Below are 25,704 nucleotides of genomic sequence, written 5' to 3'. Positions count from 1 at the left end.
CATTGCCGATTTTATTTAGTATGCTGGCACCCCACGTGCCAAGTATCTGTCATGAAGAGAACGCACCAGACTTTCAGCATGATATGATTGACGGACTCAAACAAACTGCCAAACGAATAGAAGAATTAAAACCAGATGTGATTGTGCTTGTTTCCTGTCATTGGCCCTCTACCTTCTTTCATTACGTGGATGCAACACCTGAGCACAAGGGAGTGCTGACAGCCTTTGAATGTCCCGATTTAATTAAAGACGTCCCTTATTTCTTCCCAGGAGATGCAGAGCTCGCTTCGCAGCTTGTTAAAGCCGGTGAGCAAAATGGGATAAAAGCAGTTTCTGTTACGGATCCTTACTATGTCTGGGATTACGGAAGCGTCGTTCCTCTTCGCTACCTTGTGCCAAATGAAGATATCCCGGTCATTAACTTATCCGTTACCCTGGCTGCTTCCTTGCAGGAAACGTATGAATGGGGAAAAACGATCAAAAAAGTGCTCGATGAAAGTTCGAAAAACATCGTCTTTGTATCGAGTGGGGCTCTTTCCCACAACCTGGTCAGAGGTCGTGAAAATAAGCCAACAGCCTCCGAGCATGCACTAGATAAAGAGTTTTTACAATTTATCGCCAATAAAGATTACGATGCCGCGTACAACATGCTGCCGCAATACGCCCGTCTTGCAGGAGTAGAATCAGGTGGACGGCATCTCGCCATGCTGCTGAGTATGCTTGATCAGCATAATGAGCCTGCCATCGGCGCAGCAGGACAATCATCCGGTAGCTGGAATGCCATCATTACGTTTCAACAAAAAAGTGTAGCTATTTAAGCTAGTAAACAAAAAGCATTATGCGAAAGTAATCGTAATGAAAAAGCACCGGCTGATTCTGAAAAGAAGCGGGTGCTTTTTCGTTATTTTATTGTCTGATGAATACACTAACCGGCTAAGCTCTTTTGTTGTGCACCAGGCGGAAGACGGGCAGCGTAGACTCCCAGTGGACAAGCACCGCAGCTGAAACCGGCGGCGGGAAGACGGGTTCAGCGTATGCCCACCAGGAAAGCGGAACTGCCCGTCTTCCGTCTTTCGGCTCATGTTTAATGCATTTTTCTTTTGTCTAATGACGAAAAAATCACTACGATTCCCCTAAAGGGTGGTAATGATTTTTGCATTTCATTTATTACTATTAATCTAATTCATTCCCCTCCAGCAGTGCACTTTATATGATCACTAAAAAAACAAAAAAAGAGCGGCCGCCTTCAGTCGGTCCTCACTCCACTTTACTTTTACCTTATTCTCTTATGTGAACAATTACAATTAGATGAACCTTCTTAATATTTCCAGCAGCCTAAGTTCTCGGAAATTTCCTTCGCTGCTTTTATTACTTTATTAACGAGCGCCGGGTTTCTTGGATCCATACGGTGTTCGGGACCTGTAACAGAAACGGAGTAAACGACTTTCCCTGTATAGTCACGTACAGGTGCTGCGACAGATACTACACCATCCAGTAATTCTTCTGAACTTGTAGCGAATCCCTGTTTTTTAACGCGAGTTAAACATTCACGGAGCTTTTCAGGATCAGTAATAGTGTTTTTTTGGAAACCATAAAGCTCTTTCTCCAGACAATGAAGAATAACCTCTTCCGACTGGTGAGCTAATAACACTTTCCCGGAACTGGTAGCATGAACCGGGTTTCTTTTTCCAATGTGAGTTAAAATCTGCACAGGATGCTTACAATCCACTTTATATAGATAAACGATATCTGTTCCTTCTAAAACAGCGATATGTGCCGTTTCTCTTACTTCATTTACAAGTTCTCTCAAAATAGGCTGTGAGTCTCGATTAATTTCGATATTGTTTGTCACGATCGTATTGAGATTTAAAATAGATAAGCCTAATCGATATTTATTTGTTTCAGGATTTTTCACCACAAACCCTTCACTTGCCAGAGTAGATAATAAGCGGCTAACCGTACTTTTTCCTAAGTTCAGCGAGTTGGCCAGGTCTGTTACTTTTTTTTCCGGCTCTTCTAATGTAAAACTCCGCATTATCAGCAGCGCATTCTTAACAGAAGAAAGAAAATAACTTTGATTTAATTCGTTGCCCATAATTACCCCTCCGAATTTACTTTTTTATCAATTATCTTTCAACTTAAAAACTGCCTGAACAAGATCTCTCTATTTTATAAAATAATAAACACTAACCCGCTTAAAACCAGTCCAATGCCTATAATTGTCTGATACGTTATACCTTCCTGGTTTTTAAATAGGAAGTAGCTCACTGGGGTAACTAGAATGGGTGTTGAGAGCGTAATAAGATTTGCTACTGAAACTGGTATATAACGCATGGATGCAATAACAGAAATTTGAGCAGATATCGTAATGATCCCGCTTATTACATAAAGCCATACACCGGTTGTATCCGCCTCTTTTAATTGCCGCCAAATATGGCTTTTACTTTTACTTGTAGCTGCGTGCAGCACAAACCCCAGCAATGCACCCAATGCTCCACCTAAAATAGGCTGATCCCAGTTTATAATAGCGGCACCCCGTATGACATTACCAATCGCATATGAAAACGAGCTAAGTAAAGCCACAAGGATGCCAGATTGAACAAACCCCTTTAAGGTCAATTCAGGAAACGGGTGAAAATATATCATTTTTCTTTTTTGAGCTAGTTCACCTTTCTTCGATCTTTGCGGGATATAGGATACGAGGAATAAGCCAAACAGGATTAATAGAATAGAAGATAAGTCCCTTGAACTTAATTGCTCCTTTAAAAACAGCCAGGCAATGATCGTTGTAAAGATCGGGTTCGTCACCTGGAAAGCACTTGCACGTGTTGGTCCTAATTTTGCGATCGTTTCAAAGAAAAACCATCTTCCCAAGTAAGTACCAAAAAAGCCTGCCAGCAAAAAAAGAAAAAATCCTTTAGCGTGCCACGTTAAATCTCCTGCTTCAAAAAAGAGAATTTGAATAAAAAAAAGAAAAAATGCGAATAGCACATTAACAGCTACCGAAATAAGAAACCCAAGATTTAGATTTAATCGGGCAATCGCCACTTTTGTCAGAATGATATTGGCCGAAAACAATACCATCGATAGCAAAGCAAGCATTTCTCCCATCTTTCATCCCCCCTTTTCTTCTATTTATATAGTGTTTTGTTTTACATTCATTTGATTCTCAACAGTACATTTTCAGGTGTATACTCTTTTTTCTTGATTGATGAATAAAATACACCTATGAAGACTAGTATCCCTCCTAAAATTTGCGGAACGGTAATGACCTCCCCTAAGACAAAGAAAGCGATCAAAGCGGCAAATACGGGTGTTAAGTTCATGAAGATAGAAGACCTTGATGGACCAATCAATGCTATGGCTCGATTCCAAAGCAAGAAAGAAAAGATCGATGGAAAAATCCCTAAATAAAGAAGCGCAATCCATTCTGTTGACCCCAGCTTTTCGATTGGAATCACAGATAATTCGATGAGCGTCCCTGGAATCATTAAAGCAAAACCGATCAAAAGACTATAACCAAATATGGTAATTATATCCATTTTATGGGATGCGCTTTTTAATAAAATAGAATAAACAGCCCACATCGTGACAGCAAGAAGCATAATCAAATCACCCGCATTAAATTGAAAGGTGACCAGCCTTTCAAATGACCCTCTGGTAATAACGATCATAACTCCACTTAATGAAAGAAGAATGGACAAAGCAAACTTCTTCGTTATTTTTTCACCTGTCACGATATAAGACAACATGAAGATTAACAGGGGACCGGTGCTATTAAGCAGGCTGCTGTTGATTGCGGAAGTATAATTCACTGCCCAGTAACTAAATAAGTTATAGCCAATCACACCTGTAATGGCTAAAATAAGTAATAATTTGATATTTTTGCGCGCTGCTGGTGCTTCCCTTTTAAATAAAGGGTACAAGATTGGCAAAATGATTAACAGGGAAATCGCCAAACGCATAAAAGAGATTGTAACGGGAGGAATAGAACCTGCTAAATATTTTCCCGCAACCGCATTTCCACCCCAAAACATCGTACAGAAAATTAAAAGAATATACGCGTTATTTTTTACCTTATTCATCTTTTCCCCCATTGTAGAAATCAAGATCTGCATCGTTCATCTCACCCTCTTCTCTTTGTATCCTTACAAAGCACCTTGAGCTTGCTATGACTGTTACATGGTTCATAACCAAATGATTCTGCGATTTTGTAACTGAATACCGAACAAATATATAAAGCGTTTACAAAATAAACGAGATTTTTCCGCTAACTTCAAATACAATGATATACCAATTACGTCTTCAATATATTAACTATTCAAAATTCATGTTAAGGGAAACTTATTCACTATACAACTACCTTGTTCCTCTATATGCAACAAATATATTTATTATTTTTTCACTTCTAACTCGGACATATACATAACCTTTTGTAAAAAGCGATGTATTATTAGAAGCGTACGTCTTTTTACGTTCTCAGTTTTTATCTTCGACTATAGGCAGCTGTTGACCTTCAATAAAATAAAAAGAATTGGAAAACATTTGAATGAACAATATTTCAACTGAACTGATAATTTAAAAAATTTAAAATTTTATCATTTGTTGCGTATATCGGAATACTCGTGTTGTATGAAAGACAAATATCAATTAACTTATAAATAATCTTAGTTCTCAAAGAATTTACCGGTCTTTGAAATCTATTAGACAAATAATAGGAGGTGCCATGTTACCATCTTTGTATCAATCTTCATTCACGGGGAAAATATACGGCCAATAAATGTAAGCGCTTCATAAAGAATATTACATTTGCAGTATTATTCTATTACATTTTAAATTTGGGGGGAGATTTAATGAGCATTGAAGTAATTGCAATCGGGGTACTTTTAATTATTTTTGTTATGGGCGCAATCTTACCGATTAACATAGGTGTTTGGGGCTTTTTCTCCGCATTTATAGTCGGTTCCCTAGTCAGTGGTCTTAGTATGGATGAAATTTATGGCGCATTTCCAGTGGAACTATTTATCATTATTGTGGGGATCACGTATTTGTTCACCATCATCCAAAAAAGCGGGGTCGTTGACCTAATTGCTGACTATGGGCTCCGTTCAGTCAATGGCAATGTAGGCTTGGTACCGTGGCTAATGTTTCTATTAGCGTTGGTACTTGCAGCGGTAGGTACGTATGGAATTGCCGTTGTTTCTCTTTTAGCTCCAATCGCATTAAAAATCGCACACAAAAATAACATCAGTCCGTTAATGATGAGTGTCATGATTATTATGGGGATGCAAGCTGGTTCTTTCTCCCCTTTAAATGTCTTTGGCATCATTGTAAACGGCGGAATGCAGGCTAGGGATCTTGAGCATTCCCCAGCATTGCTATTAGTTAATTGCTTCATCTATTTCGGACTCGTCGCAATGATTGCATACTTTATGTTCGGCGGTCATCGTTACTTAAGTAATCGACCGACTACTCTCGGTATTGTAGGCTCCTCGGTAGAGGCTCTTGATGCTAATGGAGAGCCGACAGTAAAACGGGCTGGAAGCTTAGACTTATATAAAGCTGCTTGTCTGTTGGGCATTGTCGTCTTAGGAATCTTAACGCTGAAGTTTGATATAAATATTGGTTTTGCGGCGATCATCGTTGGCTTAGCATTAGCCTTGTTAGCCCCAAGTAAACAAGAGGGTGTTTTGAAAGAAATGCCATGGGGCGTTATTTTCCTCGTTACAGGAATCGTAACATATGTAAGTGTGATGGAAACAATTGGGGTAATGACCTATGTAACCGGTCTCATAACAGGCATGGATAGCCCGATCTTAGCATCTCTTGCTGTTTCGTATGTAGGCGGATTTGTATCTGCGTTTGCTTCGACTACTGGTTTCTTAGCGTCTATTATTCCTATTGCAACGCCGCTTTTGCAGAATCCAGACATTTCATCTATTAATCTTATTTCAGCGGTGGCTGCATCCTCCAGCATTGTTGACTTAAGCCCTTTGTCATCAGCTGGCGCACTATTACTGGCAAATGTACAAGGAATGAAAGAAAGAGTATTTTTCAGACAACTCTTAATTACGACTGGTGTCTTCATCACTCTCGGTCCCGGACTAGCATGGCTTCTTTTCGTCGTCATTGGTATGCCGTGGTAGATCAAGACGCTAACTAAATGTACAAGCTCTATTCTAAACACCCTCATCCGCATCAAGCTGATGAGGGTGTTTTAAGTGTCTGTCTTTGTCAGCCATAAAAAATAAACCTCCTAAAATAGTCTATTTAGACCCAAAAGGTTTTCGATGTCTATTCCAGGAGGTTCCCTTTAAAAAAAGAGCTCTTATTGGATTTTCTATATTACAGCTTGCTGAAATGATAATCCCATATTTTCCGAATGTTGTTCGGCTGCCAAACTACATTTTTTGTTTTTTGTATATCTTCATCCTCGAGAGAATGCGCATATTCCAATTGACTTGCCATATACTGCCGATAAGCATTTTCTTCTAAAAATACACTGCGTACAAACGCTTCTTCTATCGTTGTACCAGTAACAACCGCTCCGTGGGCCTTCAACAGTATAATGTGATGCCCGGCCAATTTTTCAGCCAGATCCTCCGCTATTTCTTGTTGGCTGATTGATTGTGATTTTGGGAATACCGGAATTTCGCCTAATACTGCACCTTGCATAACGACCGGGCGTAAAGGAATGTTTGCGATTGTAAACATGGTCGACCATCGCGGATGTGTATGAGCAATGGATTGAACATCTTTTCTCCGCTTGTAAATTTGCGTATGAAGCGGCAATTCATTTGGCGGTCTTCCATTCCCTTCGATCACATTCCCCTCTAAATCAATCATTATGACATCATCAGCCGTTATTGTACTCCTGCTCACTGCAGCCGAATTGATCAAAATAAAGTCCGTTTCAGGGACACGGGTACTCATATGGCCATTAAAGTCGATATGGTTTGCCCGTTCCAGCATACGTATTGATATGGCTAGCTGTTCCTTTAATATTTGAGTTGGCATAAACTCATCCACCACCTTTTCGTTAACCAGAGGCTATGAACCCGGCTCCTACCATTGCCGTAATCGAAGCAAAGATGACCGTTTTTGTAATTCCCTCATGTGTTTTAAATACCAATGAAGATAAAAGTAACGTAAAGATCACATCAGTTGAAGCAATAATAGCTACTTGCGACACGCCGCTTTGCAGTAAAGCGGCAAAATACAAGATTTGACCCGCAGATGTAGCGATGCCCGCGCCAAACAGCCATGGCTGAAAGCTTGAAAAAGTAGACTTAATGGACTGCCTGTATCGTTTTTGAAACAAAGAAAGAAATAAAAAGACCATTATGCCTACAAGTGCACCAATCATTGTCCCCACATATGGATCGGGCATTTCCTCTAATCCTTCTTTTCTCACCACATATCCAATCGCATAAGCGAGAGCCGAAACGATTCCATATACATAACCGAAACTGGCGATCATTTTCAATATCCTGAACCGTCCATTGCCTCTTTGATCCTGCTTAGAAGCAGCTGTGTTCTTTTTATTCTTTTTTGTTGTGATGAACGATTCATACATAAGCACAGCTGAGCTTCCAAAAATACATATGATGCCGATTAAGATCCACGTATTTAACGCTTCGTGAAGAAAGAATATCCCGATTAAAACAGCAAATAAAGGATTTAACCGCTTGATGGCGGAAGCACGGACGGAACCTAAATGCTGAATGGAGGTAAATAAAAGAGTTCGTCCGATAAATGCCGTCAATATTCCGGCTAAGACAAACCACCAAATACCCACGGTAGTAAAAATGACCCATCCTTCCAGCATCCCTCTTCCAAAAGCTATGCAACCCGCAAGAAAAAACGTAATTAAAATGGATAAAAAAGCCCCATTATTAACCGAATTTTGATCAGTCCCTTTCTTAACCATTACATTTGCACAACCAAATGAAAAAGCAGCCAGTAATGCTAATAAATCTCCCATGAAAGCTCTTCTACCACACTTGAATAATACTGGCCGATTCTACCGCTTCCCACAAGGTTCTAACATCAAACCCATCACCTTCCGCTTCAGCCCATACATCATCGACAGGTCTTAATCCAATCACGACCGAAATTTGATGCTCCCGCAGCAGCTGTGCATACTCTTTTCCTTCATCGCTGTAGCCTAAAATGGCAATTGTTTTCCCATGTAAATAATCCGGAATGTGTAATTGTTCAGCTTGATACATGTTAAATACCCTCCTATTAGATCATATCTCTGTAATACTTCTTAAGGTTATTTTATATAGAAAAGCAATCCAGCAGTGGCAGCAGTTCTTATATGCAGAACGGTTTCTATTTTTTTTACATTAAATGCATAAAAACCATTGCATTTTTATCCATGCAATGGTCAGGCTGTAGGCAAATTCTTTTCTTAACGAGAGATAGATAGGTGTGCTGTTTAAACGGAGCCGAAAAGGCGGCGGGCGTGGAGTTTCGCTCATCTGAAACGCAAAAACAGGACAGCATTCCGCTCACTGCCTTATAAAACCATTTGGCGAAGTCCAGCCGGCTTCGTCTTATCTGTTCTGATCAAAAAGGACAGATCTTTCCATGCAGTTTGTCTACACTCTTAACCATCGCGTTCCTCTCCATGCAACGGCTTTTGTCATTTGACGAATTATTTATTCGGCATAAAATCTTTCGTCTACCAGCTGATCCAGCGGGACATTTTTTTCCTGTACTTTTGCTTCTTTTACGGTATCCATTGCCCACTTAACACCATCCATGTTTATCTTTCCTTTGTCCGCCAGAGCCGGAAGTACAAATTCAAATGATTTTTCTGCATCTGTTTTTTTCATTTGTAATTCATCCATTAGTATTTGAATGACTTCGTCTCGGTTTTTGTCATTTTTTATAAACTTTACAGCGTCTGCATGAGCATCCATAAATGCATACACAACTTCAGGCTGGTTTTTAATGATATCTCCATTAGCGGATACCATATTATGATTGTATGTTTTAAGTTCATCTCTCATTAGAAAGCGCTTTAAATTTAATTCATCTGCTTTTAAGTCAGTGGGGGGACTCAAAATGGTAACGGAAGCCTGACCTTGCTGAAGTGCCTGCAGTCGCTCTGCATTATCTCCTGCATTTAAAATCCTAACGTCTTTATTCGGCTCTAATCCTTGCTTTTGCAGCCAATATTCCAATTGAATATTAGTTCCATTTCCAGTGACCATACCTGCTGCATTTTTCCCTTTTAGATCGCTCAACTCTTCTATATCTTTCGTAAGATAAATTGAATACATAGATTGATTGTCTAATGTTCCAATGATTTTCACATTAGCCCCTTCAGCCACACCCGTAATAACCGATTCAGGTAAAGATGAGATGAAATGGAAGTCCCCTGTTTGTAACCCTCTAAGTGCCAAAACGCCTCCTTGAACATATGTGAATTTAACATCTAAATTTTTTTTCTGATAATACCCTTTCTTTGCTGCGACATAAAGCGGCAGATAACTCGTATTACGTTTGGAAGGTAGTCCCACAATGACCTCCGTCCGTTCGTCAGGAACTCTCTTGATTTCACCATTTGAACTGCTGTCTGTTGTCTGGCCATTCTCCTTTTGAACACAGCCTATTAGTGTCAACATGAAAACAGCAGCTAAAAAGACGGTGACTCCCTTTAATAAAAAATGGCTCTTTAGCTTATTCAAAACTTTTCCCCCTATCAAAGCAACTTCTTATAGGACTCATTTGCATGTACGGCTTAATCGTGATTTTTCACTTACTAAAGAGCATGTTCCATCCATTTGGTTACTTCATCCAACGTGAGTACATCACCGTACTTCATTTGTATATCCATTAAACTCGTTTTGTGAGAGATTTGGCTTCTGTCTCCTACACATTCTTCCGGCACAATTACCTTATAATTGTATGAGAATGCATCTACAACACTGGCTCTGACACATCCACTGGTTGTTAAGCCAGTAATGACTAAACAGTCTATCCCGTGATAAATGAGCATATCAACCAAACTTGTACCAAAAAATGCACTAGGTCTTCTTTTTTGAAGAATAACTTCGTTTTCTCTTGGCATAATTTGCTTAACAATGGTATTTTCTTCTTCAGACTTTGCTTCTCCCCCTTTCCACAAACCGATTCCCGATTGATGTGCTTCCGAGAAGGGTTTTGTGAAAAATACAGGAAGCTTTTTATCTCTTGCTTTTTTCAACAGATGAGCCGTCGCCTCTACCGCCGGATATCCCGTTTCAGAATGGCCTAAACGAAATTTACTGTCTGTAAAACCATACGTCATATCCACAATGAGGAGGGCCGGTTTTTTACCGAACCCTCTCGTTCCGCCCATATTTGATTTTAAAAACCTTTTTCGATCCTCTTCGTTTAATACATCATCCCAGATGGCCACCAATTTCACTCCTCTTCTGCTGGCAGAATCATGCACCTGCGTCATCTAGTTCTAGTATCTTCTTTAATATTTTGCGTACATATCTTCTTTTAAGCCTTCCCGCCAGTCCACTCCTTTTTGGAGGAATTGGTCACAAGCCCGTGCATGGCGATAGGATTCTGGATCAACCCCTTTTGGCTGGCGCCCTGCTTCAACATCTCTCGCGGCTTCCAGTAACATTTGCCGGGCTGCAATAATTGCCAGGTCAGCTGTTCCCAAGCGCTCTTTTGTGCGGTCCGGAAAAGGCTTTTCCATCGTTTCCTGAAGGGCGTAATCCTGCGTGTTAATGCCTGTAATCCCTGTAAATGTTTTGGTGCGCTGAAGTTCACGGTCGATCAAAAAATCATTGGATGGATTACGGACTAAGCGGTAGCCGGGCAGCATATCATCCGGACCCCGTCCGAAGAGTATTTCTTGCTGCATGGAAAATTCAGGATCTAACGGAATCGACGGCTCACTCGTGTATTTAAAGTTCCATACCCACACACTTTCATCGTCGATCGGAACCCATATATGACCTCTGATCGTCGGGTATTCTTCACGGCTTCCATCATGCCATTTCATCATTTGCCCGCGCATTTGCTGGGCAGGCATAATAAATTGATAAGCACGAATGTAATTTCCGTCTTCTTTTAAATCCCGAATGCCCACATACTTGAATCCGTAATCCGTTTTATCCACTTCCAGCTTCGGGTTGGTTGCCCGGCTTCTCATTGAGCTTTTGTCTTGAATATTATTGTTATGTGCAAAGGATGAATGAGACGTATCAATTCCTCCTTCAAGTCCTTGCAGCCAGTTGCAGCCCTCATATGTTTTGGATACTTGAAAATGAGTTTCAGGTGCACGCAGCCATTCATAATCCGGCGGTTCAGGCTGTTCCTCTTTCGGACCCATATACGCCCAGACAATGCCTGATTTCTCCCATGTCGGATAAGCCGTCAATTGAACTTTATGCTTAAATCTGCTTTCCTCCGGTTCATTTGGCATATCTACGCATTTTCCGTCTTTATCAAATTTCCATCCATGATAGACACATCTTAGTCCACATTCCTCGTTACGCCCCCAAAATAAATGAGCCCGACGGTGAGGACAGTAGGCATCTAAAATGGCAACTTTTCCATCTGAATCTCGAAAAGCCACAAGCTCTTCACCCAGCAATTTTACTTTTACAGGCGGGCAGTCTTTTTCCGGCACTTCTTCCGTTAACAACGCTGGAATCCAGTACCGTCTGAAAACCTCTCCCATTGGTGTTCCCGCATCCGTCCGGCAAAGCTTTTCATTATCTTCTTTTTTTAACATAACTCCCATCCCTTCTTTCATTAGTCAGTTGTTATTTTCATAACTTAATTATAAAACGCCAATTTAACCCCCTGAGCACACGATTCTTTTATGTGGAACGACCTAAAAAAGTTTTTTTATTCTTTGCATAAAAAAGAGACAGTGGCTTGCACTGTCTCTCACCGTTAACGATCCCGCCAAGGCGCCAATTTCTTTTCAAACATTTTTAATAATTCCGTCAATAAAACGGACAGCACCATCAAGACAACGACATAAGCTAAATATTCAGCCGTCTGGAAGAGTTCTGAAGCATGCCGGATTGCATAACCGATGCCGATATTCCCAGCGAGCATCTCAGCAACAACAACCGCAATTAAAGCCCTGCCGATCGCTAACCGAATGCCTGTTATAATAAATGGAATCGCAGATGGAAAAATGACTTCCTTAAACATTTGACGCTCACTCGCTCCATAGGAACGGGCAGCTTTGATTAATGATACCTCGGTCATTTTTACGCCCGCCATCGTATTAATCAAGATAGGAAATATGGATAAAGCAAACACCATCATTACTTTTGACAGTGTTTCCAAACCAAACCATAGAACAAACAATGGCGTTAAAGCGATCATCGGCGTTGTATAAAGCGCTGTGACAAATGGATCAAAAGCTAATTCTAGCTTTTTCCAGTATCCCATCATCAATCCGATCGGAATGCCGATCAGTGCCATCGCAAAACCAAATCCAACTTCCATTCCGCTGACAGCCAGATGTTTAAATACCTCTCCAGTGGCAAAAAAGTCCTGTGCTTCAACGAAAATTTTGCTTGGCCAGCTAAACATAAATGGGTCAATTAAGTTAAAACGTCCACACAGCTCCCAAACAAATAATATAATGGCCAGTGTTACGACTGGATAAGAAACACTTTGAGGAACCTTTTTTCTCTTTTTCAAAGAAGACGAAGGAACATTGATCGTTGCTTCTACTTTTTCCATTATGCTTCCCCCTTCCGGTATTGTCGTCTAACTTCTCCTTTAAGATGGTCCCAAATAACCTGTTTGTATTCTTGGTATTCAGGCAATGATTTTGTTTCCAATGTTCTTGGATATGGTATATCGATCTTTACTTCTTCCACAATTTGTCCCGGTCTGACAGACATTAAGAAAATGCGGCTGGATAAAAAGACCGCTTCATCAATCGAATGCGTAATAAAAACAACGGTTTTCTTTTCATTAAGCATAATCTTTAAAACTTCTTCCTGCATAATCTCCCGTGTTTGTTCATCTATCGCTGAAAATGGTTCATCCATTAGCAGCACTTTTGGTTCTACTGCAAAACCACGAGCGATTCCTACCCGCTGCTTCATCCCGCCTGAAAGCTGATGCGGATATTTTTGTTCAAATCCATCCAGGCCGACCATTTTAATATAATGCATGACCTTGTCACGGATTTCACTTTCTTTCTTCCCGGCCAGCCTTAATCCGAACGCTACGTTTTGATAAACCGTTTGCCACGGCATTAAAGCGAAATCTTGAAAGACCATCGCCCGGTCACCGTCCGGACCATGCACAGGAGATCCATTCACAAATATCGTCCCCGATGTTGCCTTAAGCAATCCATCCAGCGTATGAAGCAGCGTACTTTTCCCACAGCCGCTGGGGCCGATAATGGAAATAAACTCCCCTTCATGGATTTCTCCAGAAACATTTTTCAAAGCATGAACTTGATTTGGCTCCCCTTCGTTATAAATGACGTTTAGCGAGTCAAATTGCAGAATGGGCGTTTTGGTTTTCACTACTGTTTCCATCATGAAAATCACCTCGATCATCTAAATTTTGTTCATGGATTACTTGGCAGAAGCGCTCTCATAAATTAATTGATCCATTGATACATCTTCTTTTAACATGCCGGTTTCTTTTGTTGTATCGATGGCCCATTGAACACCTTCACGGTTGATTTCCGCTTTATCTGCTAATGCAGGGAGGACAAAATCAAACGATTTTTCAGCATCTTGTTTTTCCATTTGCAGTTCATCCATAATCACTTGTACCATTTCGTCACGATTCTCAGGTTTTTTTGCATACTCCGTTGCTTCTCCGACGGCTTCCACAAACGCTTTTGCGGCTTCCGGCTGGTTTTTCAAAAATTCTCCATTTGCCATTAGCATATTATGGTTGTACGTTTTCAGTTCATCACGCATCAACGCCATCTTCTTCATTCCAGATGTTTCTGCTTTTAAATCTGTTGGCTGACTTAAAATTGTTAATTTTGCCTGGCCTGTTATTAATGATTGAAGGCGTGTTGAATTTTCACCTGCTTCAATAATACGAACGTCTTTGTCCGGCTCCAGCCCGTTGTTTTTAAGCCACCAGCGCAGTTGAATATCGGTCCCATTTCCTGTTCGGTTTGTTGCCACTACTTCCCCTTTTAAATCCTCAGGGCTGTTAATGTCTTTTGTCGTGTAAATGCTGTACATCGACTCGTCATCCAGCGTTCCGATCATTTTCACGTCAGCCCCTTGCGCAACGCCGGTAATGACAGATTCAGGTAAGCTTGAAATAATTTGAAAATCATTCGTCTGCAGACCCCGAAGCGCTGTGACGCCACCCTGCACTTTTGTAAATGTGACCGTTAAATTGCGTTCTTGAAAAAATCCTTTTTTATCAGCCACAAATAAGGGAAGATAGCTGGCATTTGAAGAAGGAAGACCCATTTGTATCGCTGTTCCTTTAGTCTCACCTGAAACTTCTTCTGATACGTTTTGGGTTCCCGCATTGTCGGAACTGCTGCACCCGCTTAATACTGCAACAACCAGGAGAAAAAAAGCCATTAAGTTAATAAACGCTTTCTTTGAACATTGATTCATACATAATTCCCCTTCCCGTATCCTTGGGTTTGATGTGCCATATTCAGTTAAGCAAGTAACCGCTTACACTTTTCGGTTATTTAATTATTGCAGCATTCCTTTTTAAGATCTCGCCAATTAATATAGACCTGATCATTCGTAATGCTACTTTATCACAATTCGTCAAAATGAAAATAACCGTATTCCGCTGCGTGCAACGCCCTAAAAAAAATAAACACTTAAATTGAACAACGGGTGTGTTCATGTACTTTCATGCATTTCCATTTAGAAATCAAATATCATCATTGCAGACACTCCTTTTAAGAAATTTCAAATTAATATACTGATTTTCTCATAATCGTTTCAAACAAAAACCCTCTCGTTCTTATATACAGAACAGAACTTTATGTTTTTTTGTGATGCCCAAAAACTGATCGGAAAAGAAAAGAATGAGTGGCATCTGCCACCCATTCCCAAGAAATGAACATATGTTTTTGATGCGCCCATTCTTAGTAGCCCATTCCCAGCCGCTCTGTGATCAGGCGGCTGCAATTTCTCATTTCTTTTACATATTGCTGAACTTGGTCAGGTTTAAATTGAAATTTCGAGCCTGTTGCACTTATCGATGCAATCATCTTTCCTAAATCATTATAAACTGGCACCGCAACAGAAGAAATACCTTCTCGCAGCTCTTCCCTTGTTATCGCATACCCTTTTTGTTTGCTTTCAAGAATTTGTTCCTTTAATTGGACGGGACAGGTGATGGTTTTGCTTGTATACGCACTTAAATACTCTTTTAAGACACGGTCAATTTCTTGTTCATTTTGATAAGCCAATAACATTTTCCCTATCGCCGTGCAATGGCTTGGAGCCCGATCGCCAATTTTTGAAACCGTTCCATTATCTTCATCATGTATGCGTTTGCACAAATAGACAATCCCGCCATTATCGTATACGGCAAGTCTGACAACTTTTCGCAGCGAAATCGACAGCTTATCCAAAATGGGGAGTGCAATTCTTCTAAGTTCCATTGAATGATAAACGGTGAATCCAAGCTCAAAGGCTGCAATACCAAGATAATATTTTTGCGTTTCTTTATTTTGAGCAACCAAATTAGATTCATTTAACGTTTTCATCAATCGGTACACTGTGCTTTTGGCCAAACCGAGACGTACACTCAACTCGCTTATACCTAGCTCAGGTTCTGATAACGAGAATGTTTGCAAAATTCGAATGGCATTGTGAACGGAAGACAGCCCTTCTGTTTTTACTGACATAAAACACCCCTCCAAAGCTCCAGAATGTAGTCTCTGTGAAAAACCGCGCCACTAAAGATAGATAATTCAAACTTAACAGAAAATTAAGTAGAGCACAATAGACTTCGAATTTATAGATTTCCTTTCATTCATTCATTGGTTTAGAACCGCTGATTTTATAAATTTTTTTGGAAGAGTTTCATATAGAGAAACAGGTGATTGTCTTCAAAAAGAAGATCATTTTAAAATATAGATATACACATTTAAGTTTCATAAATCACAACGAGCAGCAAAAGGGGGGGCATGGAGTGCAGGAAAATGAAAAAGTGTTTGACATCACTATTATTGGCGGAGGACCGGTCGGATTGTTTACCGCATTTTACGCAGGCATGAGGCAGGCATCAGTGAAAATCATTGAGAGCCTGCCCCAGCTTGGGGGACAGCTTTCTGCTTTATATCCAGAAAAGTATATTTATGATATCGCAGGGTTCCCAAAAGTGCGGGCCCAGGAACTGATTGATAACCTCACAGAACAAATGAATCTGTTTAAAGATAACACAACCCTTTGCCTCGGCCAGTCTGTCCAGCATATCGAGAAACAGGATGGGGTTTTTACGATCAAAACTGAGAATGAAACCCACTATTCAAAAGCGATTATCATCACGGCCGGCAATGGCGCCTTTCAGGCGAGAAAGCTGCCGATCGACGTATCAGAGACGCATGAACAGGCCAATGTCCACTATTTCGTCAATGATTTGAACCGGTTCGCCGGGAAAAAAGTCGTGGTCTTTGGCGGCGGCGATTCAGCGGTAGACTGGGCGCTGATGCTTGAGCCGATTGCTGAAAAAGTGACCCTTGTCCATCGTCGCGACAAGTTCCGTGCCCACGAACATAGCGTCACACTGTTAGAAGAATCATCAGTGGAGATCATGACGCCATATGTTCCGGTTCAATTAGAGGGCGGTCATTCCGTTGAAAAAGTGGTGCTGGAAGAAGTGAAAGGTTCTAAAAGAAAAGAAATTGAAGTAGACGATGTGTTAGTGAATTACGGGTTTGTTTCCTCACTGGGCCCTATTAAAGGATGGGATCTGGCCATTGAAAGCAATTCGATCGTCGTTAACTCGAGAATGGAAACGAATATTGAAGGCATTTATGCAGCGGGTGACATTTGCACATATGACGGCAAAATCAAATTAATTGCGACCGGTTTTGGCGAGGCAGCTACGGCTGTAAGCAATGCGAAGGTGTACATTGAGCCTTCGGCGAAAGTGCAGCCGCTGCACAGCACGAGTTTAATGGAGAAGAAAGAAACGAAGGTAGTAACGTAACTTTTTTAATCATGATTCAGGAGGGGTTCTAGATGACAAAATTCACATGGGTGGATCAGGAAACCTGTATTGCCTGCGGCGCTTGCGGGGCGGCTGCCCCGGACATTTTTGATTATAACGATGAAGGTACGGCTTTTGTGCTTTTGGATGAAAATGAAGGGACAGCGGAAGTTCCTCAGGAATTATTGGATGACTTGGACGAAGCTTGTGAAGGATGTCCAACGGAGTCGATTAAAATTTCAGACCATACATTTACTGAAGAAATGAAAATCAGTTAACGAGCAAAACAACCTGTGCCCAGTTCATCCAGGCGCAGGTTGTTTTTTTGTGTAGTCTAATTTGTTTTTTTCGTTAATCCATCTTCTTCTTCACTAGAGGAAAGTGGAAAATCGCTCATACTGCCAGGTAATGTTTCCATTTCTACCTGCCGCATTCGGGTAAAGTAGGCTCCCAGAAGAAGGACAATTCCACTCACCAGGAAAATCGCTGAAACTCCAGCCACTCTGCCTACTGTCCCAAAGAAAAAAGGAGAGACGAACTGAGAAGAACGATTAAAGGTCAAACGCAAACCCAGCACTTCTCCTTGTTTATCCAACGGACTTACATTCATTGCATAAGTCAGACTGAGCGGCTGGCCTAGTCCCAAACCGATCCCAAGAAATACAGCGATCAGTCCAAAGATTACTGGCCATGAACTTAAATTTAAAGACATAAAAGAAAGCCCGCTAATCACCAATGTAGCGGTTAATATTTCTCCCCGTCCAAAGATTTGCAAAAGACGAAATTGAATAAGACGAACGCCAATGGATGATGCTGCCACAAGGGATAAAATTATGCCAATGCTGCTTGCATTCATTCCGGCTTCAGTACCCAAAACAGGAAAATAAGCCACAAAAAGATCTTTTGAATACAAAACTAATCCGCTGATGATGAGTGCTTTTCGCAAATTCACATGTTTCAGCATTTTCCAGGAGGATGTTTTATCTTCCGATTTTTTCATTCCAGAAGCGGCAGCGCTTTTCCAGAATTCCTTCGGGACAAGCAAGCAGCTTAAAAAGACGAGACCGACCAGAACAGCTGCCATTGCAAATGTAAAGCGAAAACCAATGTATTCATATCCAAATCCGCTTGCCAGCGGGCCGATTAACTCGCCCATCGAGCCGGTAAGACTGAACATCGCAATCAAATTATCCCGGTTCCCAGGCAGGTTTCCAACCGTTTTTTGCAACGAGACAAGACAGCATATTTGCGAAAAACCCATTAATAATTGTGAAAAAAAGAGTGCCGCAAGAACAGGAAGCATGATGGGAATGAATACAGACAGCAGCATGCCCAAGCTGCCTAACAAACACATATGCCGGGCGCCATAGACATCCAGCCATTTCCCTGCTTTTACTGCTAAAAGCATCGGAAAAAAGGCATAAGCAGAAAGCAAAAATCCTATAACCGCTACGGATGCCCCCTGTGAATCTGCAAATAAAGAAACGATCGGACGTGTTCCCTGCACAGCGATTGAATATAACGTTTGAATAATTAAAAAGTAGGAAAGAACCAATCTCCTTTCACCTCAAATAAAGGATAACGAGCTTCAACACACAAAGTGTTGAAGCTCGTTGCAACCTTAACTATTTTTTATCGGTAGTCCTTCTTACTTCATCAACGTTCGATGAGATAAGTCGATCGCTACCTGATGGGACAAGTAAATTTCTTTACGCTCCCTCGCAGATTGCAGGACCGCCTGACAAACTTCTAAATTCGCTTTGCCCCACCTCCCGTCATGGATAGGAGGTTTATCGCCGACAACAGCATCATATAGCTCGGCAACCATGACATCGCGTCCTGTTTCAGTTCCAAGCTGAACTTCGTATTTTTCATCTTCTCCATAAACGTATAATCCATTCGGCGATTGACGGATATCACCCCGTTCACAACTGACAACCGTTAAGCCAAAAAACGGCTGATGTGCTTTTTCTTGAGCATAATTTTTAGATTGTTTCCCACCATACCCTTTTTGACTTTTTAACGTTCTTTCCTCGTCGCTGCTGCTCAGCTGCTGAATGGCTTTTCGAGAAGACGCGTAGCCTTGAGTTCTTTGTGAAGGGCCGCCTTCACCAATTCCAAATGTAAGTTCCGTTGTTAAAAAATGATCATATCCGTTATAAACAGCAGTGGCAGCAGTGCCATCTTCAAATTCCAAAAAGGCAGCATGAGCTCCTTCTGTCGGACGGGATTCATCCCAACGGCCAGTCATGGCACGGACACTTCTGATCATTCCGCCGCCAATATAGCGAATAACATCAAATTGGTGAGAGCCTTGACGGTACGTGACACCGCCGCCAAGTGCTGTATCCAGCTCTTCCGGCGTACGCAGACGGTACATCCAATCGTTATAATACCAATTGTTGATCATGCGCACGTTTCCAAGCTTGCCTTCCTCGACGATTTCTCTTATTTTTCGTATAGGCGGCTCAAAACTAAACGAATGTCCAACGATCAAATGGATGCCTGCCTGTTCAGCGGACTGAATAAGCAAATCGGCTTCTTCAACTGACACAGCCAAAGGCTTTTCAACAATAATATGTTTTTTATAATTCGTTGCGATTTTTACATGTTCCACGTGAAGCTCAGTCGGGCTGGCAATGTATACAGCATCAACCAGCTCACTGCGGCATAAATCTTCTACACTCAAGTAATATTCCGCTTGGTAATCACCGGCAAACTTTTTCAAACGTTCAACATTTCTTCCACTAGCTGCCGTAACCTTTACATTCGGATGTTTCGCAATACTTGGCAGCAGGGCGCTCCCCGCGTTTCCTAAGCCAACAATACCAATGCGGAGCTGGTAAGAAAGATCTTGAAAATTCGTCATTATGCCACTCCTTTAATGAGAATAAGATATTCGAAAATTTTTTTCTTTCTTTTCATTTCGCATTATGGAATATGTTTCGTTTTATTGAGTTAAAAAAATATAATATTTTTCATTTAATTTCATTTCATTAATTTCAAATTTTCTGAAAAATGATAAAAATGTGCTGATTATTTCTATATAAGTTAAACAAATGATTTTACACACTGCCGTTTAGAAAAAGCGTTCAAGAACAGCGCTTAGCCCAAGTAATGGAATGACGGAAGGCTCCCATGGGACGAGCGGACAGGCTGAAACGGGCAGCGCGAAACGGTAGCAAACGGTGGCTAGTTCAGTGTTTGCCCCTGTTGTTAGCGTAGCCGCAAGCCCGCAATCCATTACGCTGATTATTAAAAATATTAAAAAGGTATCCTTTCATTGTAGGAAGCGAAGAAAGCAAGAAGTTTAATTCAACTTATATATCAGTACAGCTTTATCTTCATTATAGTGTTAGCAGCAGAGGATACCGATTTTTCGCGCCACTGTCTCCCATCGCTTCTGAAATTTTATACGCCGTATACATAACCTGCTTAATAATAAACGGCTTTCGCTCTTCTGATAATCGATGTATTGGGCCTGCAGCTGTTATGCCGCCTATGAGCTTTTCAGTATGATTAAAAATCGGCGAAGCAATGGCAAAGGAACCTTTAAGTCTGTCGTCAATAGAGAAAACGTACCCTTGTGTGCGAATTGCCTCCAGCTCTTTTTCTAAAACGCTTTCCTCGATGGATAGCTGATTAAGTATTTTTGCCTCGTCCAATATTCTCCTGCGTTCGGCTTCCTCTAAGTGTGCAAGCAGTACTTTACCAGAAGCTCCTGTCCATAAAGCATTACGCTGTCCGACTTTTACAATATTGCGGATTTGCTCTGAACTTTCTACCATTTCAATGCACACTCTTTGATCCGCTTCAATAATATTAAGATCAACCGTTTCTGATAATTCATCACACAGCCTCTTCATAAATGGCAATGCTGTATCTCGCAAGGACATATCCCCTGCAACCACGGCCCCCAAATTAAATAGCTTAAAACCTAAACTATATTTTTGAGTTAATTCATCCTGTTTAATGTACCCGCATTTTGCGAGTGTGGTGAGCAAGCGATAAATGGTGCTTTTCGACAAACTTGTTTGGGCCGCAAGTTCACCCAATGATTGTTGGGGCTTTTCGAGTGTAAAGCATTCCATAATCATCAAAGCTCTTTCTACAGATTGTACTGTTTGGGCTGATTCTCTCATCAATACTCCCCCATCTCTCAACCAATATGTATTGCCTCTTATCTTTTTAGGTCGAAAACAAATGATCAAACTATTTCATATAGTTTATCATGTTTCACTGATAAGAGTTAACACACCTTTGAAAAATGGAGGTGATGATAAACCAAAATGAACCCTTTACATTAAGAGCAAGCTGTTATCATTGCACCTCTAATATAATAGAAGAAACTCGTTTTTTGATGCTTAAAACACACCCATTTGTAAATTCAGATGTGCTTTCACTTCGTCCATACTCATCACATCCGCGTATTTATGGTGAAGGTCAAACAAGCTTATTTTATGGGAAATAACACTTCGGTCAAATGTGCACTCTTCTGCAATAACCGGATGAAATCCGTAAGAATACGCATCCACCGCCGTAGCCCGTACACATCCACTTGTACTTTCACCACAGATGATAAGAGAATCAATGCCCATCTGTGTTAAATAAGCGATCAATGGGGTCCCGAAAAAACAGCTTGCACGTTCTTTTCGAATGATGAGGTCCTCTCGTTCTGGACGGAAAGCTTCATGGATTTCATATGAGTTGCTTAATACAGCATTTCGTTGCCGGTTTGTAGCCTTAATATGATTGGTCCCTTGGGTAGAATAAATGACTGGAATATGGTGGGATCTGGCCAAGGAAAGTAATTGTTTTGTTGGCTCCACCGCATTCCAAGCATGAATACCGCATGAACTCGGATGATTCTTCACCACTTCTCTTACCGGCAAAGGCCCGCCTTCGTAGGCAAGATTATAAAGGTCGATCAGCAACAAAGCCGGCTTTTTCCCAATGAACGGTGCACGTTCATATGATTGATAGATTTCTCTCGTCTCAGCGTCGATCAAATTGTCCCAACAGTATTTTTTCAATTCACTCATTTGTATCCTCCCTTCTCGTTAAAAAGTCTCCAGTATTAAAATGGAGACACTTTTATCCAGCTTAAGCTTCCCTTATATCGACATCTTCCGGTTTCTTTTCCAAGATAGGCTGATTCAAAATTTTCTTCGCTTTGATTCGGTTTAAACTAATTATGGTTACCGTAATGATGAGCCCTGTCACATCACTAAGCATTCCCGGTACAATAAGCAGAAGACCTCCGGCAAATAAGACCACTTGTTCCAACTTGTTCAATTTTGCTTTATACCAGCCTTCCACGGCGGCGGCAATTGCAATAACACCCATTACAGAAAGCACAATGCTGCTTGTAATATCCCATAAATCACCCTGCAAAAGGATTCCTGGGTCATAGACAAAAATAAATGGTAGAATAAACGCTACAAGCGCCAGCTTACAAGCATTCAGCCCGATTTTTATCGGGTCCGCCTGTGCAATACTTGAGGCAGCAAATGCCGCCACTGCTACAGGAGGCGTGATCGCCGATAAACAAGAGTAGTACACGATAAACAGATGAGCGTTCATCGCCGGTATATTCATGTTGATCAACAACGGCGCCGCCAAAACCGCTGTCAAGATATAAGCGGAAGAGACAGGCATCCCCATTCCGAAAACAATACATAAAACGGCTGTTGCCACTAATGTAAGGAACAAGCTTCCTGCTGTAAGCGAGAAAATCAATGTTCCAAACTTGGAGGCAAGACCTGTCAGCATAATCCCGTCAATCAGCATTCCAGCTGCAGCACAGGCCATTGTAACAGGCACCATTCGTTCAATTACTTCTTCAAAAATGAGGATCAATTTTTTATACCCGATCCGATACACCGGTTTAAGCCAGCTACATACAATAACAATGGCCGTTGCCAGCACCGCGGCCAAGGAAGCCGTCATGCCGTTCATAATGCCAACCACCAGGAAGACGAGAGGAACAAGGTAAATCCATCCTTCTTTAAACACATCGCTTACTTTTGGAATTTCTTCTTCTTTCAGCGTCGGCATATCTTCTTTGATAGAACGAAAATGCACCTGTAAAAAGATTCCTAAATAATAAAGAATGGCAGGAACTGTCGCCGCTATTACGATTGCACCATAGCTGATTCCCGCATATTCCGCCATTAAAAAGGCGGCTGAGCCCATTATAGGCGGTAATATACTTCCGCCAGTGGAAGCGGCTGATTCCACACCCCCGGCAAAAACGGGAGAATACCCCATCTTTTTCATCGTCGGGATATTAATCGATCCCGTTGTTAGCACATCGGCCGTTGGACTGCCGGAAATCATTCCAAACATTCCGGAAGTGATGACCGTAATTTTAGCAGGTCCCCCGACACTCCTGCCGGAAATAGTCGCTGCTAATCGGAAGAAAAAGTCTCCCCCTCCGGCAGCGGTAAAAAACGCGCCAAACAAAACAAATAGAAATACGTACGTTGCGGCCACCCCGAGCGGCGTGCCGAAAATTCCATTCACTGTAAAGACCATATCATCCAGAAAATGATTAAAGTCAATAGGACGATGCGAATAAGCGCCTGGGATATGCTGCCCCCAAAAAACGTATGCTAAAATAACGAGCACAACAGACGTAAGTGTGAAGCCCAATGTCCGGCGTGTCGCCTCCAGTGTTAAAAGTACAGTCGCAATCCCCACTGCTAATTCCAGCGGAGTCAGCGGGTTAAATAAAGGAATTCGCGTCAAGTAAAGGTCAATATTAATGAGAAAATAGACACCAATGCTGAGGGATATCGCTGCCAAAATAATATCCGGCCATGTCGGCTGATTTCCTTTTATTCTCTTCGTTGCAGTAAACTGAAGAAAGGCTGCCGTTAAAATCAACGGATAAAACACAGTTGTATATTGATACAAATCCATCGAACCAACTGAACCAAGCCAAATTTCAAAGATACACAAAATAATGGATATGGTTAAGATCAAGTTGCGAACAATACCTTTTAATTCCCTGCGGTTTCCCTCTTTAAAAAAAGCTCGGAACATGCCCAATTCTTTTTCTGCTTTTTGAGAATTCACTCGTCTCCCGCCTTTCTCTGTTAACCGAAGTAGTCGTACAAATTACTTAATAGCCCCAATTTCTTTGTAAAATGCTTCTGCCCCTGGAGCTAATGGAATTGAACCTGTTTCTGCCAGGTTTTCTGCCGTCATATTTTTCATTGCCGGGTGAAGTGCTTGAATGTTTTCCAAACTGTCAATTAATGACTTAGCCATTTTATATTGATCTGTTGCACTGACTTGATCGCTGACTAAAATTAATCCGCTCATCGCCACTGTCTGAACATCATCCTTTTGAAAACCGTATGTTCCTTTTGGAATCGTGTATGCCGGCAGTTCCCACTCTTTTTCTAAAGCATCTACCGTTTTCTGATTAACGGACCAAAGCTGCAAATCGGTATGAACCTCATTTTCTTGCACTTTCGCATCCGGCGCAAAAACAAAGTCAATTGAAACATCCATCCGGTTACTTCCGATTGCTTCCCAGCGCTGGGAACTACCGGACCATGTAAGAGACCCTCCCCAGTCCTTCAATTTTTCTTCTGTAATGCCATTTACCTCAAGTGCCGTTTTTGCTGCCAATGAGTTTAAGTTTCCTTGTTGATTAATCGCGATTCGTGCCGGAATCTCTTTTTCTGCAATATCCTCCAGGCTCTCCACTCCATGCTTTTTAGCAAAGTCTTCTCGAACCGAAATCTGCATCGTTGCATTTTGATAGATGGTGGCAATGGCCTGCATATTTTCATACTTTTGGACAAACGGCGGCGTTCCATTTTTGGCCGCTATCCCTTCCACATTCTGGATAATACCAAGCTCTACTTGATCTTCATCTACTAACTTGATGTTGCCGGCTCCGCTTCCAGGTTCATATGTTGCCGCTGAATTTTTGTAACTATCTGCAAATGATTTGGAAACAACTTGTCCAAGGCCGGACCAAAACCCTCCGACTGAACCACCAGCTAATGTTACTTCAATGGGTTCCATGTTTTCTTTATCGATCGTTTGATCCTTTGCGCTGACAGCTGGCGCCGATTGCTCATTTTGATTTGACTCTCCGCCTGAACAAGCTGCCATTCCCGTCATCAATGTACAGCCAATGAATGTAAGCCCCCATTTAGTAAAAGTGGTTTTTTTCATGAAAACGCCTCCTGATTTCGGTTTGTGATTTTGTTATTGAAATCGCTTTCAACAAAGTACAATTAAATTATTATTCTGTCAGAATCCTTCATCGTCTTCATCCAGTTCCATCGTTGTCACTTGTTTTATCTCTGTTAATTCCCAGCGGTGTCCACAGGAGTGGCACCAGCAAAAATAAACAGTCTGTTCAGATCTCCAATACTCTACAATAAAACTTCGCGGGTTATTCATCGACTCGCCGCAATGGTTGCAGTAGTGGACTGTTGGCGCAAAAGCAGCTCCTCCCTCACCCGCTTGGGCGGGGGAGGAATCGACAGGTAATATGTCTTTTCCTCGCAGCGTATGAGCCAT

The 25,704-nt window shown here is 41.5% G+C and carries 24 protein-coding genes; 4 read left to right on the top strand and 20 right to left on the bottom strand.

What is annotated here, in order from left to right:
- Positions 1-2 precede the first annotated feature (2 nt).
- On the top strand, positions 3-818 hold the full coding sequence (locus BA724_RS09120) for a DODA-type extradiol aromatic ring-opening family dioxygenase (RefSeq protein WP_069938360.1): 816 nt from the start codon (positions 3-5) through the stop codon (positions 816-818).
- A gap of 500 nt (positions 819-1,318) precedes the next feature.
- On the opposite strand, the gene BA724_RS09115 is transcribed toward BA724_RS09120, so the two are convergent.
- From BA724_RS09115 to BA724_RS09105, 3 genes are all read right to left on the bottom strand, one after another.
- On the bottom strand, positions 1,319-2,095 hold the full coding sequence (locus BA724_RS09115) for an IclR family transcriptional regulator (protein ID WP_069938359.1): 777 nt from the start codon (positions 2,093-2,095) through the stop codon (positions 1,319-1,321).
- 74 nt (positions 2,096-2,169) lie between these two features.
- Positions 2,170-3,111, bottom strand: a complete 942-nt coding sequence (locus BA724_RS09110; protein WP_069938358.1) for a DMT family transporter — start codon at positions 3,109-3,111, stop codon at positions 2,170-2,172.
- A gap of 47 nt (positions 3,112-3,158) precedes the next feature.
- Positions 3,159-4,085: a DMT family transporter gene (locus BA724_RS09105; protein ID WP_169818534.1), complete on the bottom strand. Its 927-nt coding sequence runs from the start codon at positions 4,083-4,085 to the stop codon at positions 3,159-3,161.
- 768 nt (positions 4,086-4,853) lie between these two features.
- Between BA724_RS09105 and BA724_RS09100 the strand changes: the two genes are divergently transcribed.
- On the top strand, positions 4,854-6,146 hold the full coding sequence (locus tag BA724_RS09100; protein WP_069938356.1) for an SLC13 family permease: 1,293 nt from the start codon (positions 4,854-4,856) through the stop codon (positions 6,144-6,146).
- A gap of 199 nt (positions 6,147-6,345) precedes the next feature.
- Here BA724_RS09100 and BA724_RS09095 read toward each other — a convergent pair whose 3' ends face one another.
- The 10 genes from BA724_RS09095 to BA724_RS09050 all read right to left on the bottom strand — a co-directional run bounded on the left by BA724_RS09095 (position 6,346) and on the right by BA724_RS09050 (position 15,850).
- On the bottom strand, positions 6,346-7,017 hold the full coding sequence (locus tag BA724_RS09095; RefSeq protein ID WP_069938355.1) for a class II aldolase/adducin family protein: 672 nt from the start codon (positions 7,015-7,017) through the stop codon (positions 6,346-6,348).
- 22 nt (positions 7,018-7,039) lie between these two features.
- Entirely contained in the window at positions 7,040-7,984 is a 945-nt protein-coding gene (locus tag BA724_RS09090; RefSeq protein WP_069938354.1) for a DMT family transporter, read from the bottom strand.
- A gap of 10 nt (positions 7,985-7,994) precedes the next feature.
- Positions 7,995-8,231, bottom strand: coding sequence for a hypothetical protein (locus BA724_RS09085; protein WP_069938353.1), 237 nt, complete (start codon positions 8,229-8,231; stop codon positions 7,995-7,997).
- Between the two features lie 435 nt (positions 8,232-8,666).
- A complete protein-coding gene (locus BA724_RS09080) occupies positions 8,667-9,701 on the bottom strand; it encodes an ABC transporter substrate-binding protein (RefSeq protein ID WP_069938352.1) in 1,035 nt (344 codons plus the stop codon).
- A 74-nt stretch (positions 9,702-9,775) separates the two neighbouring features.
- The gene (locus BA724_RS09075; protein WP_069938654.1) at positions 9,776-10,414 is read right to left on the bottom strand and encodes an isochorismatase family protein; all 639 of its coding nucleotides are present in this window, start codon (positions 10,412-10,414) and stop codon (positions 9,776-9,778) included.
- A 63-nt stretch (positions 10,415-10,477) separates the two neighbouring features.
- Positions 10,478-11,752 (bottom strand): Rieske 2Fe-2S domain-containing protein, encoded by a 1,275-nt coding sequence (locus BA724_RS09070; RefSeq protein WP_069938351.1) that lies wholly within the window; start codon positions 11,750-11,752, stop codon positions 10,478-10,480.
- Between the two features lie 164 nt (positions 11,753-11,916).
- Positions 11,917-12,723, bottom strand: a complete 807-nt coding sequence (locus BA724_RS09065; protein WP_069938350.1) for an ABC transporter permease — start codon at positions 12,721-12,723, stop codon at positions 11,917-11,919.
- Positions 12,723-13,538, bottom strand: coding sequence for an ABC transporter ATP-binding protein (locus BA724_RS09060; RefSeq protein ID WP_083256161.1), 816 nt, complete (start codon positions 13,536-13,538; stop codon positions 12,723-12,725). Before BA724_RS09060 ends, BA724_RS09065 begins: the two co-directional genes overlap by 1 nt.
- Positions 13,539-13,574: 36 nt before the next feature.
- Positions 13,575-14,594 (bottom strand): ABC transporter substrate-binding protein, encoded by a 1,020-nt coding sequence (locus BA724_RS09055; protein ID WP_069938348.1) that lies wholly within the window; start codon positions 14,592-14,594, stop codon positions 13,575-13,577.
- Positions 14,595-15,082: 488 nt separating this feature from the next.
- Entirely contained in the window at positions 15,083-15,850 is a 768-nt protein-coding gene (locus BA724_RS09050; RefSeq protein WP_069938347.1) for an IclR family transcriptional regulator, read from the bottom strand.
- Between the two features lie 287 nt (positions 15,851-16,137).
- Between BA724_RS09050 and BA724_RS09045 the strand changes: the two genes are divergently transcribed.
- Together BA724_RS09045 and BA724_RS09040 are read left to right on the top strand one after the other, a co-directional pair.
- Positions 16,138-17,157 (top strand): NAD(P)/FAD-dependent oxidoreductase, encoded by a 1,020-nt coding sequence (locus tag BA724_RS09045; RefSeq protein WP_069938346.1) that lies wholly within the window; start codon positions 16,138-16,140, stop codon positions 17,155-17,157.
- A 32-nt stretch (positions 17,158-17,189) separates the two neighbouring features.
- Entirely contained in the window at positions 17,190-17,435 is a 246-nt protein-coding gene (locus BA724_RS09040; RefSeq protein WP_069938345.1) for a ferredoxin, read from the top strand.
- Between the two features lie 56 nt (positions 17,436-17,491).
- Here BA724_RS09040 and BA724_RS09035 read toward each other — a convergent pair whose 3' ends face one another.
- The 7 genes from BA724_RS09035 to BA724_RS09005 form a co-directional block, all read right to left on the bottom strand.
- The gene (locus BA724_RS09035; protein WP_069938344.1) at positions 17,492-18,712 is read right to left on the bottom strand and encodes an MFS transporter; all 1,221 of its coding nucleotides are present in this window, start codon (positions 18,710-18,712) and stop codon (positions 17,492-17,494) included.
- 93 nt (positions 18,713-18,805) lie between these two features.
- A complete protein-coding gene (locus BA724_RS09030; RefSeq protein ID WP_069938343.1) occupies positions 18,806-20,026 on the bottom strand; it encodes a Gfo/Idh/MocA family oxidoreductase in 1,221 nt (406 codons plus the stop codon).
- Between the two features lie 478 nt (positions 20,027-20,504).
- Positions 20,505-21,299 (bottom strand): IclR family transcriptional regulator, encoded by a 795-nt coding sequence (locus tag BA724_RS09025; protein WP_069938342.1) that lies wholly within the window; start codon positions 21,297-21,299, stop codon positions 20,505-20,507.
- Positions 21,300-21,521: 222 nt separating this feature from the next.
- Complete coding sequence (locus BA724_RS09020) at positions 21,522-22,199, bottom strand: isochorismatase family protein (protein WP_069938341.1); 678 nt, start codon at positions 22,197-22,199, stop codon at positions 21,522-21,524.
- A gap of 61 nt (positions 22,200-22,260) precedes the next feature.
- A complete protein-coding gene (locus BA724_RS09015; RefSeq protein ID WP_083256160.1) occupies positions 22,261-24,237 on the bottom strand; it encodes a TRAP transporter permease in 1,977 nt (658 codons plus the stop codon).
- A 42-nt stretch (positions 24,238-24,279) separates the two neighbouring features.
- Positions 24,280-25,353 (bottom strand): TAXI family TRAP transporter solute-binding subunit, encoded by a 1,074-nt coding sequence (locus BA724_RS09010; protein WP_069938340.1) that lies wholly within the window; start codon positions 25,351-25,353, stop codon positions 24,280-24,282.
- Positions 25,354-25,431: 78 nt separating this feature from the next.
- Positions 25,432-25,704, bottom strand: coding sequence for a hypothetical protein (locus BA724_RS09005; RefSeq protein ID WP_069938339.1), 273 nt, complete (start codon positions 25,702-25,704; stop codon positions 25,432-25,434).

Origin of the sequence: Domibacillus iocasae, assembly GCF_001750285.1 — a bacterium.
GTDB lineage: Bacteria > Bacillota > Bacilli > Bacillales > Domibacillaceae > Domibacillus > Domibacillus iocasae.
This window is presented reverse-complemented; position numbering and strand designations above follow the sequence as displayed.